The sequence below is a fragment of the Segatella intestinalis genome (genome assembly GCF_029348455.1).
Lineage (GTDB): Bacteria > Bacteroidota > Bacteroidia > Bacteroidales > Bacteroidaceae > Prevotella.
On record NZ_JARJVV010000005.1, the window covers coordinates 102,422 to 116,634 of the forward strand.

At 49.0% G+C, this 14,213-nt stretch carries 13 protein-coding genes; 11 read left to right on the plus strand and 2 right to left on the minus strand.

What is annotated here, in order from left to right; all coding sequences use genetic code 11:
* Positions 1-22: 22 nt before the first annotated feature.
* A complete protein-coding gene (locus tag P3T48_RS04595; RefSeq protein ID WP_276505876.1) occupies positions 23-1,255 on the plus strand; it encodes a type IX secretion system plug protein in 1,233 nt (410 codons plus the stop codon).
* A gap of 66 nt (positions 1,256-1,321) precedes the next feature.
* Here the strand turns inward: P3T48_RS04595 and P3T48_RS04600 are convergent, their stop codons facing one another.
* Together P3T48_RS04600 and P3T48_RS04605 are read right to left on the minus strand one after the other, a co-directional pair.
* Positions 1,322-2,686: a PFL family protein gene (locus P3T48_RS04600; RefSeq protein WP_022252773.1), complete on the minus strand. Its 1,365-nt coding sequence runs from the start codon at positions 2,684-2,686 to the stop codon at positions 1,322-1,324.
* Positions 2,687-2,803: 117 nt separating this feature from the next.
* Positions 2,804-3,076, minus strand: a complete 273-nt coding sequence (locus tag P3T48_RS04605; protein ID WP_276505818.1) for an ACT domain-containing protein — start codon at positions 3,074-3,076, stop codon at positions 2,804-2,806.
* A gap of 180 nt (positions 3,077-3,256) precedes the next feature.
* On the opposite strand from P3T48_RS04605, the gene P3T48_RS04610 reads away from it, so the two are divergent.
* From P3T48_RS04610 to P3T48_RS04655, 10 genes are all read left to right on the plus strand, one after another.
* Entirely contained in the window at positions 3,257-3,661 is a 405-nt protein-coding gene (locus P3T48_RS04610; protein ID WP_276505819.1) for a DUF6769 family protein, read from the plus strand.
* A 126-nt stretch (positions 3,662-3,787) separates the two neighbouring features.
* Positions 3,788-4,975: an efflux RND transporter periplasmic adaptor subunit gene (locus tag P3T48_RS04615; RefSeq protein ID WP_276505820.1), complete on the plus strand. Its 1,188-nt coding sequence runs from the start codon at positions 3,788-3,790 to the stop codon at positions 4,973-4,975.
* A gap of 26 nt (positions 4,976-5,001) precedes the next feature.
* Positions 5,002-8,187 carry an efflux RND transporter permease subunit gene (locus P3T48_RS04620; protein WP_276505821.1) on the plus strand — a complete coding sequence of 1,062 codons (3,186 nt, stop codon included), beginning with the start codon at positions 5,002-5,004 and terminating at the stop codon, positions 8,185-8,187.
* A gap of 48 nt (positions 8,188-8,235) precedes the next feature.
* The gene (locus P3T48_RS04625; protein WP_158463981.1) at positions 8,236-9,477 is read left to right on the plus strand and encodes a TolC family protein; all 1,242 of its coding nucleotides are present in this window, start codon (positions 8,236-8,238) and stop codon (positions 9,475-9,477) included.
* Between the two features lie 188 nt (positions 9,478-9,665).
* Positions 9,666-10,703 carry a UDP-glucose 4-epimerase GalE gene (gene galE / locus P3T48_RS04630; protein WP_158463982.1) on the plus strand — a complete coding sequence of 346 codons (1,038 nt, stop codon included), beginning with the start codon at positions 9,666-9,668 and terminating at the stop codon, positions 10,701-10,703.
* Between the two features lie 112 nt (positions 10,704-10,815).
* Positions 10,816-11,130, plus strand: coding sequence for a T9SS type A sorting domain-containing protein (locus tag P3T48_RS04635; protein WP_217758149.1), 315 nt, complete (start codon positions 10,816-10,818; stop codon positions 11,128-11,130).
* The gene (locus P3T48_RS04640) at positions 11,099-12,658 is read left to right on the plus strand and encodes a L,D-transpeptidase family protein (protein ID WP_276505822.1); all 1,560 of its coding nucleotides are present in this window, start codon (positions 11,099-11,101) and stop codon (positions 12,656-12,658) included. Before P3T48_RS04635 ends, P3T48_RS04640 begins: the two co-directional genes overlap by 32 nt.
* Before the next feature lie 15 nt (positions 12,659-12,673).
* On the plus strand, positions 12,674-13,219 hold the full coding sequence (locus P3T48_RS04645; RefSeq protein WP_443217165.1) for an RNA polymerase sigma factor: 546 nt from the start codon (positions 12,674-12,676) through the stop codon (positions 13,217-13,219).
* A gap of 45 nt (positions 13,220-13,264) precedes the next feature.
* A complete protein-coding gene (locus P3T48_RS04650) occupies positions 13,265-13,684 on the plus strand; it encodes a hypothetical protein (protein WP_276505823.1) in 420 nt (139 codons plus the stop codon).
* Between the two features lie 27 nt (positions 13,685-13,711).
* Complete coding sequence (locus P3T48_RS04655) at positions 13,712-14,167, plus strand: hypothetical protein (protein WP_276505824.1); 456 nt, start codon at positions 13,712-13,714, stop codon at positions 14,165-14,167.
* Positions 14,168-14,213 lie beyond the last annotated feature (46 nt).

Consider the following 14,213-nt stretch of genomic DNA (forward strand, 5'->3'; position numbering starts at 1 on the left):
TCTTTTCAGCCTCTTGTGCCGTATGGTGTGGCTATGGGTGGCAGGTGTGATAGCTATGCCAGTCGTGGCACAGCGTCATGTGATTTATAATCAGCGTATTGCCAGTCTGCAGGTAGTGGCAGGACAGCGATGGCAGGAAATGCCCGTTGCCCAGCTTGGCGAGCCTGTGCACATCGATTTCGATGACATGACCCACGACTATGAACGTTATTCCTACAAGATAGAACATTGTGAAGCCGACTGGTTGGAGTCGCGTGAGATCTTTACCAGCGATTTCCTACAGGGATTCAATGGCGAACTAACCATCGACAACTACGAACAGTCGCTCAACACCAATCATCTCTATACGCACTACAGTCTTACCATTCCCAACGAGCATTGCCGGCTGACGATGAGCGGCAACTACAAGTTGTCGGTCTTTTCCGATGATGATGACAGCCATCCTGTTTTCACTGCCTGCTTTATGTTGGTGGACCCACAGATGAAGGTTTCCATGTCGGTGACGGGAAACACAGATATTGATATTTATCACAGTCATCAGCAGGTGGCGATGGCGATAGACTATGGTGAGGTGAGAGTGACCGATCCTGCCCGACAGCTGAAGACCATCGTACTGCAGAACGGCAGATGGGATAATGCTGTGACAGCACCGCGTGCGGAGTATGTGAATACCGAAGGGCAGAGTTGGAAGCATTGCCGACAGTTGATATTCGACGGTGGCAACGAGTATCACAAGTTCGAGATGCTGGACCTCAGTCATACCACCATGGGGCTCGACAGCATCTTCTGGGACGGAAGCGAGGCACATGCCTATGTGATGGCAGACCTGCCGCGTCCCAACTATGTATACGACGAATCGGCGAACGGAGCTTTCTATATTCGCAACAGCGACAACATTGACAACACTTTTACTTCGGATTACGCCTGGGTGCACTTCTTGTTGCAGGCGCCTCGTCAGCAGGGTGATGTGTATCTGAACGGAGCTTGGACTCAGGACAGTTTTCTGCCTCCTTACCTAATGGAATACAACGAAGCAGCTAAGGCATACGAGGGTGCCGTCCTGTTGAAGCAGGGCTACTACAGTTATCGCTATGTGGTGGTGAATGCCGATGGTACTACAAAACCCGTAACCACTGAGGGCAGTTTCTATCAAACGAGAAACAAGTATCAGGTGTTAGTATATTATAAAGGTGTAGGCGACCGTACCGACCGCTTGTTAGGATATGGCGAAGTAATGGTAAAAGTAGAAAGTTAAAGGAGATTTCTTAGAAGTCAAAGGAGTTAAGGAGTTAACTCCTTTGACTTCTATTACTCCTTGTCTTTAGTTCTTGAAACTGTGGATAGGTGCAGGAATGCGTCCGACACGATTGACGAATGCAGAACAGCTGAACGAGTTGACAGGCATGATAGGTGCATGACCTAACAAACCACCAAAGTCAACACAGTCGCCCACCTTCATTCCTATGACAGGAATGACACGTACGGCAGTAGTCTTCTGGTTGATCATACCGATGGCAGCCTCGTCGGCGATAATTCCTGAAATCGTTGTAGCAGGCGTGTCGCCAGGAATAGCTATCATGTCAAGACCCACAGAGCAGACACAAGTCATCGCCTCCAGTTTCTCGATGGTAAGGGCACCAGCCTCTACAGCATCGATCATACCCTGATCCTCGCTGACAGGGATAAAGGCACCGCTCAGACCGCCTACGTACGAAGATGCCATGATGCCGCCCTTCTTCACCTGGTCGTTGAGCAGGGCAAGAGCAGCAGTAGTGCCAGGAGCACCAGGATGCTCAAGACCAATCTCCTTCAGAATATCTGCCACGCTGTCGCCAATGGCAGGAGTAGGAGCCAATGAGAGGTCGATGATGCCGAAAGGAACACCCAGTCGATGAGAAGCCTCTTTGGCTACTAATTGTCCTACACGTGTAATCTTGAAGGCAGTGCGCTTGATGGTTTCGCAAAGCACCTCGAAACTCTCACCACGAACACTCTCCAAGGCATATTTCACTACACCAGGTCCGCTGACTCCCACGCTTACTACAGCATCAGCCTCGCTCACGCCGTGGAAGGCACCAGCCATAAAGGGGTTGTCGTCTGGAGCATTGCAGAGTACAACGAGTTTGGCACAACCCAAAGAACCCTTTTCCTTGGTATTCTCGGCAGTATCCTTTACGATTTCACCCATCAGGCGAACCGCATCCATATTAATACCGGTCTTGGTAGAGCCCACATTGATAGAACTGCATACAAAATCGGTCTGCGCCAAAGCCTGAGGAATAGAGCGTATCAAGAGTTCATCGCTCTTGCTCATTCCCTTGGAAACGATGGCAGAGTAACCACCCAGGAAGTTGACACCCAACTCTTTGGCACACTTGTCCAAAGTCTTGGCAATCTTCACGTAGTCGTCTGTTGTCTTGCAGGCAGAGCCACCCACCAGGGCAATAGGAGTAACAGAGATGCGCTTGTTGACGATAGGCACACCAAACTCCTTGGAAATATCCTCGCCCGTCTTCACCAAGTTCTTGGCCAGTCGGGTAATCTTCTTGTATATGTTGTCGCAGAGTACGTCCACCTCAGTCGCAGCACAGTCCAACAGGTTGATACCCATTGTGATGGTGCGCACGTCGAGATTTTCCTTCTCTATCATCTTGTTGGTTTCAATAACCTCAGAAATATTGATCATCTTATTATAGTCTTATTTCACTTAGATACATTAAATTTTCCTTTGACGAAGAAAAGTCTTTTCTTCACAGAATAGTCTGTCGTCTTACCGCTTAGCATCGGCAGACTTAGATAGCAATTAGATTCTGTGCATCATGTCGAAGATTTCCTCGCGCTGGCATTTCACCTGAACGCCCATGTCTTCGCCAATCTTTTTGAGTTCGTCGGCAATGTCTTCGAAAGATTTCTTCATTTTAGTCATATCGACAATCATCATCATGTTGAAATAATCCTGCACGATGGTCTGTGAGATGTCGAGAATGTTGATGTCGTTTTCTGCAAGATAAGTACACACTTTGGCAATGATACCTACTGTATCCTTACCTACCACTGTAATAATCGTTCTGTTCATGAATGAATTCCTTTTTTAAAATGGGTTTAAATTGTCTGGCAAAAGTACAATATTCTTGCCAAATAACCAAATAAATGGTAGAAAATCAATAAAAACAAACTCGTTTTGCCATAAAAAATGTTTTTATCTTCGTCAAATCGGATATTTCATTTATCTTTGCAAAATCTATGCATTAAGATTATGAAACGACGACTATACATATTCTCCATTTGGATTGCCACGATGGGTATGCTTCTCTCGACGGTGATGCTTCATCATCATCATTATGAGCGTATCTGTATGGTTGTGGAGGTGTGTAGTCAGGACGGAAGTCTGAATGATGAGCATACTGAGCATCATGATACTGAGCACGAAGGCTGCCAGGTGAAGCAGATGCATCATTTCATAGTCAAGAACCGGGTGGTGAAGTCTGCCGTCAAAAAGCTTCTTGATGCCCATCATCTGCAGGTCTTTGTTCTTCCTGCAGAAGCGCGTTTCTTCTGTCTTTCTGCCTGTGTGGCAACAGAGTGGCAGGCTCTCACCTTGCCTTTGTCCGAAGAATCGTGTTCTGCTTTTAGCAGGCGCGGACCTCCCTTGTTCTCTTAATTGTTTTTTATATACAGACCCATGTTGCCCTTTGCAGTTTGAAGTAAAGGTATGATAGGGGCTTGTGTTGATGTCTTTGCTGCATGCAAGGGCATATTAAAGTTCAATAATTAACAATCAAGAGAAATGATAAAAAGAATTTTGATAGTAGTGGCAGCAACCGCTGTCGCCATCTTGTGCTTCACCCTATGGCAGAAGTCGCAAGTAGAGAATCCACATGCCGACGAGCATGAACATGAGGAACATGTGGATGTGGAAAATATCCTGTTGAACGAGAAACAGATCAAGGCCGTCGACCTGAAGTGGGGGAATGTGGAAACACGAGAGCTTGATGCCACGATACAGGTCAATGGAGCCCTGGTGCTTCGTGCTCAAAACATCGGAATGGTTACCTCACTGATGGGTGGCGTGGTGAAGAATGTTTACGTGAAGGAAGGACAGCAAGTCGTTAAAGGCCAGATTGTTGCTGCGATAGAGAATACTGATGTTCTTTCTTTGCAGCGGGAATACTTTACCACTTATCAGGAGTGTGAGTCTGCCCGACAGGAGATGGAACGCCAGAAGTTGTTGGCTTCCAATGGCGCTGGGGTGAAGAAGAATATGCAGATGGCACGGAAAGATTATCAAGTGGCTCGTGCCAGTATGGTGGGTATTGCCCGTCAGTTGCAGCAGATTGGCATTTCTGCAGCATCGGTAGCCAAGGGCCATTTCACTACTGTCTTCCCCTTGCGTGCTCCGGTGAGCGGTACGGTGAGTGAGCTGACAGCCTCGTTGGGAAGTTATGCCGACATGCAGACTCCTCTGATGAAGATCAGCAACAACAAGGCTGTGGAATGCGACCTCAACGTATTTGAGAAAGACCTGGGCAAGATAAAGAATGGCAACCGCGTGTTCCTTTCCCTTACCAATCAGCCAGGAGTGAAGTTGACAGGCAAGGTATACGGCATGAACGAAAGCTTCAACAAGGGCACGAAGAGTGTGGCGGTGCATGTAAAACTCGATGCGGCACCAGGCGCCAAACTCTTTGACGGCATGTATGTGTCGGGACAGATAGCCACCGGGCGACAGATGTGTTTTGCCCTGCCCAATAAAGCTATCGTGAGTGCAGAAGGCAAGCAGTATGTTTTTGCCCTCAATCATGAACCAAAGAACGGAGAGTACAGTTTCTCGCGCCATGAGGTGACGACAGGTGTCTGCACGGATGGATATACAGAGGTAGCCCTCTGCAAGCATATCAAGGAAGGACTGAAGATAGTTACCGACAATGCTTTCTATCTGGCTTCGATGACGGGTGAGCATGGTGATGAACACTAAGTATGATAGAATAAACACACATCACTATGTTTCAGAAACTTATCACATATTCGATACACCATAAGATGGTGGTCGGAATCCTGACTGTGGTTTTGGCAGTATGGGGCATCTGGTCGTTGGTGCATCTTCCTTTCGACTCTACCCCCGATATTACCAATAATCAGGTGCAGGTCATCACGCAGGCCCCTTCGCTTGGAGCCAAGGAGGTGGAACAGTATATAACCAGTCCGATAGAGATGGCGCTTGCCAACATTCCCCGTCAGGAAGAACGCAGAAGTATTTCGCGCAGCGGCTTGTCGGTAGTGACACTTGTCTTTGATGATGGTGCCGATATCTATTGGGCGCGTTCGCAAATCAGTCAGGTGCTCGAGGCTGTTGCCAAGGAGTTGCCTGCCAATGCCGATACCGAATTAGGGCCTATAGCTACAGGCTTGGGTGAGATATTCCACTATACTGTACGACCCGAGAAAGGTTATGAGGACCGCTATTCTCTCACCCAGTTGCGCACCATTCAGGACTGGATAGTACGCAAGCAGTTGGCAGGAACGCCAGGTGTGGCAGAGGTTAGCGGATGGGGAGGCTACGTCAAGCAGTATGAGGTGGCTGTAGACACAGACCAGTTGAATGCCAACGGCCTTACCATCAGCGACCTGTTTGATGCCCTGCAGCGCAACAATGCCAATACCGGCGGAAGCTATATCGAGCAGAACTCCAATCAGTATTACATCCGTGGACTGGGTGTGGTAAAATCGTTCGACGATATTGCCAACATCACCGTCAAGACAATAGAAGGAACTCCTGTCAGAATCAAGGATGTGGCAAAGGTGCAGGAAGGACACGCCACCCGTTTCGGAGCCGTGACAAGAAACGGCGAGGGTGAAGTGGTGGCAGGTATCGCCATCATGCTGAAGGGTGAGAACTTCCAGCAGGTTATCAAGAACGTGAAGGAGCGTATCAATCAGATACAGAAGTCTCTGCCCGAAGGTGTGGTGATAGAACCCTTTATCGACCGCACCAACTTGGTGGAGCGAGTGGAGGGAACCATTGCCCATAACCTGATAGCAGGCGGACTCATTGTTATCTTCGTATTGGTTCTCTTCTTGGGCAACTGGCGTGCCGGTCTGGTAGTGGCGAGTGTCATTCCGCTGAGTATGCTCTTTGCCTTTGCTCTGATGAAAGCCTTTGGTGTGGATGGCAACCTGATGAGTCTAGGAGCCATCGACTTCGGAATGATAGTCGATTCGGCGGTTATCATCGTCGAGGCTGTGGTGACACATATCAACAGGGGCGATTTCTCGCAGCCTGGCGTGCGTGCTGCCTATATAGCCCGACATACGGCAGGAGGTGGTTTCGCCCTTACCCATGCAGAGATGGATGCAGAGGTGCATTATTCCGCCTCGCGTATCAGACAGAGTGCAGCTTTTGGTGAGATTATCATCATGATCGTGTACATTCCGCTGATGACGCTTGTCGGTATCGAGGGAAAGATGTTCCGTCCCATGGCGTTCACCGTGTTCTTTGCCATCTTGGGTGCTTTCATCCTTTCGCTTACCTATGTGCCCATGGCGAGCAGTCTGTTCCTGAGTCGTAAGGTACACACGAAGGCTACTTTCTCCGACCGGATGATCAGTCGGCTTCAGACCTGGTATCGTCCTGTGTTGGAATGGGTGTTGCGCCGTCGCAAGGATGTGATTACCGCTGCCGTGGCACTTTGTTGCGTGAGTGTGGTGGGACTCAAGTTCTTGGGAGGTGAGTTTATTCCAAGTCTCGACGAGGGTGACTTTGCTGTGGAGATGAGTATGGCGCAGGGTACGTCGCTCTCTCAGATGGTGGAAACCTGCACCAAGGCAGAGAAACTCCTGAAGTCTGAATATCCCGAGGTGAAGCAGGTGGTGAGTCGAATCGGTAGTGCGGAGATTCCTACCGACCCGATGCCCGTGGAGCGTGCCGACATCATGGTGGCTCTGAAGCCCAAGGCAGAATGGACTTCGGCAACGACCACCAGCGACCTGATGGAGAAGATGGAGGCTACGCTAAAGAATATTCCCGGTATGGAGGCTGAGTTCTCACAACCCATACAGATGCGTAACAATGAACTGCTTACGGGTATCAAGCAAGATGTGGCCATCAAGATTTTCGGCGACGACCTCAACACGCTTATCCAGCAGGCAGAGAAGGTGGGCAAGATGATCAGTTATGTGAGAGGTGTGAGCGGAGTCATGGTGGAACAGGTGGCAGGCTTACCTCAGATACAGGTGAGGTGCAACCATGAGCGCATGGCGGAGTATGGTGTCAGCGTGGACGATGTGAACCAGGTGCTTGAGATTGCTTTTGCCGGAGGAACAGCAGGAGTTGTGTTTGAGGGCGAGAGGAAGTTTGACATCGTGTTGCGACTCGACAAGGATGTGCGCACCATAGAGGCATTGCAGACGCTTGCCATCCCCGTGAGTGCAGGTCAACAGGAAGGCCCGGCTGCTGTGACTGTTCCTTTGAACCAGTTGGCTGATATCGTCTACGAAACGGCCCCAGCCCAGGTGTCGCATGAGGACGGTGCCCGTCGCATCTATGTGGGATTCAATGTGAAGGGACGCGATGTTCAGAGTACAGTCGATGAGATTCAGCACTTGCTCGACAGCAAGTTGCAGTTGCCCGACGGTTATTATTACACCTATGGCGGAGAGTTCAAGAACCTGCAGAGTGCCGTCAACCGTCTGATGATAGTTGTACCTTTGGCGCTTGTCATCATTCTCTTGCTGCTCTATGCCACGGTGAAGAGTGTCCGCGAGTCGCTCTTTGTTTTCTCTGCCATTCCTTTTGCAGCCATTGGTGGTGTGTGGGCGCTGTGGTTGCGCGACATGCCTTTCTCTATCTCGGCAGGAGTAGGCTTTATAGCACTCTTTGGCGTGTCTGTGCTCAACGGCATCGTACTTATCGGACAGATGAATCAGATGCAACGGGAGGGCGTGACCGATGTTCAGAAGCGCATCATAGACAGTTGTATGATCCGTCTTCGTCCTGTACTCATGACGGCGCTGGTGGCTTCCATGGGTTTCCTGCCTATGGCGCTCTCGCATGGTGATGGAGCTGAGGTGCAGAGACCTTTGGCTACTGTGGTCATAGGTGGACTTATCACCTCCACTTTGCTCACTCTCCTTGTCCTGCCTGCCATCTATAAGACGTTTACGAAGGGAAGTGAAGAATTAATGAAATGAAGAGTGAAAACTTCTAAACTCAGCGAAACTTGAGTAAAAATAAAAAATATGAAACGAATGAATATGATGATAATAGGACTCTGTGGTTTGGCTTTGCTGCCACAGACAGTCCTTTCGCAGACCCGAAAGGTGAGTCTGCAGGAATGTATTAATATGGCTCTGGAGAAGAATCCGCAGATGCAGGTTTCCAATAAATCAGTAGAACGTGCCAAGGCTCTGCAGGGGACGGCATGGGAGATAGACAAGACCGAACTCTCGCTGTCGCAAGATCCCACATCGGGCGGCAGTCCTGACAATGCTCTTTCCCTGTCGCAGAGTATCGAGTTTCCTACTTATTATATAGCACGCCACAAACAGTTGAAGGCCGAGACGCAAGCAGAGAGAAGTAAGGCTGCTGTGGTTCGCCTGTCGCTCGAGAATGATGTGAAGGCAGCTTATTATCAGGCTGTCTATCAGGCAGAAAAACTTCGCGTGTTGGAGAGTCAGGACAGTTTGCTGGCACAGTATCGCACGTTGGCAGAGAAGCGATACAAGGCAGGAGAGACCCGACAGTTGGAACTGCTTTCGGCAGAACGCCTGCAGCGCGAGAACAAGATGGAAGTGTTGGCGGCTCACAACGAGTTGGAGACAGTCCAGCTCTTGCTCTCACGTCTTGTCGGAAGCGTCGAGACGGTGGAGCCAAAGGAAGATTCGTTGCTTCCGCTCGACTGGAAGCAGGCCTCCTATAACTATAGTCAGACCCCCGACGGACAATATTCAGCCGACCGTCTGAAAGTTTCCGAACAGGCTGTACGTGTGGCAAAGAATGGTTTTGCCCCATCGCTCAGTCTTTCATTGCGCAACCAGCTCGTCATCAGTTCCTGGAATCCCTATGACCAGGACAGAAGCCGCTTTGACGGAGGCAACTTCATGGGCTTTGAGGTGGGAGTGGGCATCCCGCTCTTCTATGGTGCCACCCGTGCCAAGGTGAAGGCAGCCAGGAAGGAGCGCGAGATGATAGCCTTGGAGATAAAAGAACAGGAACAACTTCGCCAGCAGGAATATCTCTCAGCTTTGAGCCGAATGAATGCAGCCTATGTGAGATACACCTATTATAATGAGGAAGGCAGAGAGAGGTCGGACAAGATGGCAGAGCAGGGACTCTTGGAATACAGCCAGGGTGAGATTTCCTATCTGGAATACATGAATGTCCTGCAGGAAAGCATCGACCTGCGGCTCAAGCGTGCCTCAGCCCTCAACGATTACAACCAGTGTGTTCTGGTCATGGAGAAACTCTGTGGCAGACAGTGACACGCTTTGTGCCAAAATAGTGCAGCAAAACGTACTTCGTGGGGTTGTTTATCGTTCAATCGTGTGACGCTTATCGTGTAATATGATGAAAAATCCATTGAAATGCGATAAAAATTTGGTTGTTACGAAATCTTTTATTACTTTTGCCCTCAGAAATGTTTTGAAAAAATCAGCAAAAAACAATAGCGATGAAACAAACAATTTTGGTGACTGGTGGTACAGGCTTTATCGGAAGCCACACCACAGTGGAGTTGCAGCAGGCAGGCTACAACGTAGTGATAGTAGACAATCTGTCCAATTCTAAGATAGAAGTACTGGACGGTATTGAGAAGATAACAGGTGTGCGTCCTGCTTTCGAGCAGGTAGACTTGCGCGACAAGGCTGCCACAGAGGCTGTGTTCCAGAAATATCCCGATATACAAGGCATCATCCACTTTGCTGCCAGCAAGGCAGTAGGAGAGAGTGTGCAGAAACCATTGCTCTATTATCGCAACAATGTGGTTTCGCTCGTCAATCTGCTTGAGCTTATGCCTCAGTATCATGTCAAGGGCATCATCTTCTCGTCTTCCTGCACGGTATATGGACAACCCAAGCCAGAGAATCTGCCTGTCACCGAGGATGCTCCTCACCAGAAGGCTACTTCTCCTTATGGCAACACCAAGGAAATCAACGAGCAGATTATTGCCGACTATATCCACAGTGGAGCCAATGTGAAGAGTATCGTGCTGAGATATTTCAACCCTATAGGTGCACACCCCAGTGCAGAGATTGGCGAACTTCCTAACGGAGTGCCCAACAATCTCATTCCTTACGTCACACAGACAGCCATGGGCATCCGCAAGGAGTTGACCATCTTCGGTAATGACTATGATACTCCCGATGGTACATGTATACGCGACTATATTTATGTAGTCGACCTTGCCAAGGCTCATGTGGCAGCCATGGCCCGTGTGCTCGATCAGGAGACTGAACCAATAGAGTATTTCAACATCGGCACAGGCAAGGGTAACTCTACACTCGAAATCGTAGAGACCTTTGAGCGTGCCACAGGTGTGAAGCTCAACTGGAAGTATGGTCCTCGCCGTGAGGGCGATATCGAGAAGATATGGGGCGACTGTACCAAGGCCAATAAGGTGTTGGGATGGAAGGCTGAGGCCAATCTCGATGAGGTGCTTGCCTCTGCGTGGAAATGGCAGCAAAAACTGAGAGCTGACGGCATCATGTAATGCATAAGCGTTAAATATTCTGAAAAGTGAGAACTTTGGTCGGTGATAAAGGCCATAGTTCTCACTTTTTTATTAATTTTGCAAAAAGGAATATTTAAACACGTATACGTATATGAGAAGAATCTTACTTACTTTTTTGTTTGCACTAAGCTTGATGGCTGTCTTGCCACAGCGTATGAGCGCAGCTGCAAATATTGAAATTATAGATAATGACTTCCAGCAGATTACCGTAACGGTAACCAGCGCAGGGGTGTTGCATGTCACAGGAGCCAACGGTTATGTGCTGCAGGTTTATAATGTGCTTGGCGTAAGGGTTGCTTCTATCAAGGTGGAAGGCAACGACAAGCGTATAGACTTGCCGCTGAAGTCGGGCTGTTACATTGTCAAGGTAGGCAATGTGGTACGCAAGATTTCTATCAACCGATAGGTCTTTCTTCCTGGCATTGCTGTGGGCTATTGCCGTTTTTGCCCTTACTGGATGCCAGGAACATGAGCCTAATTCCAACAGGTGGGTGACTGTTGAGTCGTTCAGAGAGTTCTCTGAACCAGGACAGACCATCAATTCGCACCGTATACGCAATTTTATCGACAGCCTGATGAGGGCAGACAAGGATGCTACGACGGCAGATCATCGTACCCGCAGCTATTATATGAATGAAGGAAAGTTCTTGTGGATTGACCGCAAGGGCGTGGATGGTCGTGCCGATACCTTGCTCCACTGGCTAAGGGGAGTAGGCGATATGGGATTCTCTACCCGCCGTTTCTGTGTGGGGAGTCTGGAACAAGACCTTCGTTCTGTCCGCACGCTTCAGCTCGACAGTACGCAGCAGGGTAATGTCAATGCCGTATTGGCACGACTGGAATATCGGCTCACCAAGGCTTACTTCCGTTATGTGGCTGGTCAGCGTTTCGGTTTTACCAATCCCTCTTATCTCTTGAATCGTCTTGACACGATAGAGCCAAGTCGTTACGACTCTGTGAAACGTCCGGTTCGCTATCGTGGTCTCTTCGATATTCCTGTGGATCGTGTAGGTCGCGACTTCTTTCTCATGGCAGTACGCAAGGTGGAAGTCGACTCTTTGGGCGTTTTCCTCTCTGAGGTGCAGCCTCGCAGTGAGTTCTATCGAGCCCTGCAGAAACGGCTGACGGAGGTGCGGGGTGACAAGAACCTGCGTGCCAAGATACTCTGCAACATGGAACGTTGCCGGTGGAGGGAGAAAGATCCCATGCAGAACCATAGCAAGTATGTAGTGGTCAATATTCCTTCGATGCACCTCATGGCCATCGATCATCACGACACACTCTCCATGCGCATTGGTTTTGGCAGTCTGAAGACCAAGACTCCGCTGCTTACCAGCCGTATCAAGTATATGGAGGTAAACCCGCAATGGGTGATTCCACGAAGCATCATCGACAAGGATGTGGCGCATCATGCGGGCGACTGGCATTATTTCCACAGCCGCAACTACTATGTGGTGGACCGCAAGACGGGTAAGCCTGTTGACTTCTCACAGGTCAGCTTTTCTATGTTGCGCAATCATAACTACAGCGTAGTACAGCGAGGAGGCAAGGGCAACAGCTTGGGCCGGCTCATATTCCGGTTTGACAATAATTTCTCAGTCTTCCTTCACGATACCTCAAGTAAGGGAGTCTTCAGCCGTGAAGACCGCAGTGTTTCGCATGGTTGTGTGAGGGTAGAGAAACCCTACGAGCTTGGTGTCTTCCTGATGCACGAGAAGAACCAGCAACTCATGGACAAGTTGAAGTACTCGATGACAGCCGACAGTCTTGCCAACAGACGTATGATAGTGAGGAACATCAAGGTGGACCCTCAGGTGCCACTTTATATCACCTACCTCACCCTTTATCCGATGGCAGGTGGGCGCATGGCAGAGTATGCCGATATCTATGGCTTTGATAAGGTGATATACTCAGCATTGCAGCCTTATATATAATAAAAAACAAACAGAATGATGATAAGTGACAAGGAAATGACCGACATGATAGCCGATGCCCGCACCCGGCGTGAGGGTTTTGAGGCTCTTGTGCGCCAGTATAGCGAACCGCTGTACTGGAAGATTCGTCATATTGTCATCACTCATGAAGATGCCGATGATGTGTTGCAGAATGCTTTCCTGAAAATATGGAAGAGTCTTGATTCCTTTCAGGGCAAGTCTTCTCTTTCCACCTGGCTTTATCGCATCGCCATCAACGAGGCCTTGGATTTTCTGCGCCATCAGCGCCAGTCAGCCATGTCGAGTGTCGACGACAATAAAAAAGTTGCCAATCAACTGATGGCAGACGACTATTTTGATGGCGACCGAATGCATGCTTGGTTGCAGGAGGCTGTGGCTCAGTTGCCAGAAGTGCAGCGCACGGTGTTTGTCATGAAATACTTCGACGAGATGAAGTATTCCGAGATTAGTGAGGTCTTAGGAACGAGCGAAGGCGCCCTCAAGGCTTCTTACCACCTGGCAGTGAAAAAAATAACAGAATATTTGAAGCGGTTTAATTAAACCAAATGTTTTTTGAATCGTCTATATATAATAAGGAGAAAAAATATGATAAAAGAAGAACAGATATTGAAATCCAGGTATGGCACCCAGAGTCCTTTCCGTGTGCCTGAAGGCTATTTTGACGAGCTTGCATCGCGTGTCATGGCATCGGTTCCAGAATCGCAGCCTGCTCTCGATATGCAGTCTGAGTCTGCCTCGCAGGGTGCCCGTATTGTTCCGATGTGGCGTCGTGCAGTAGTGCGCAAGGTGGCAGTTATAGCCGGTGTGGTTCTTTTGTTGGGAGGAGCTTCCATAGGTATCGGTACTTCTCTTTCTTCACGGCAGGCGGGCAAGTCTGTGGCAAGTGGGGGATGGGCTTCGGTCATGCATTCGGAGGATAACTCCTTTGATGAGGCTGCCGACTATGCGATGCTTGACAATCAGGACATCTATGCCTCTCTGCTGTCAGAATCGTCAGGTTTTTAAATAATCAGTTTTAATGGTAAGAGCAAAATGAAATCTAAGATGATAATCGCCTTTTTGAAGCGAACCGTTCTTGTGACTATGCTGTTGGTCTTCGGACTTTCCACAGCTACTGCGCAGCATAAGAAACGTCCTCATTTCGACCCGAAACGTTTCGAGGCGGAGTTGGAGCAGTTTATCACTACCAATGCTTGTCTTACGCCAGGAGAGTCGGCAAAGTTTTTCCCCGTTTATCGACAGATGATGAAGCGTCAGCGTATGATATTTGACGAGATGCGCCGTTTGCATCACATAGATACTCGTGACAATGAGACTTGCGCCAATGCCATCCGTCGTCAGGATGAGTTGGATGTGGAGATCAAATTGTTGCAACAGGAGTATCATTCCCGTTTTATGCTCATCCTTCCTGCAGGCAAGGTGATGCGCATCATCAAGGCAGAGGAAAAATTCCATCGGCAGATGTTCAAGCGTATGTGTCCGAAATGATGCAGAGGAAAGAAGCTTCTTCATGAAGCGTTTACCGTCATATAAA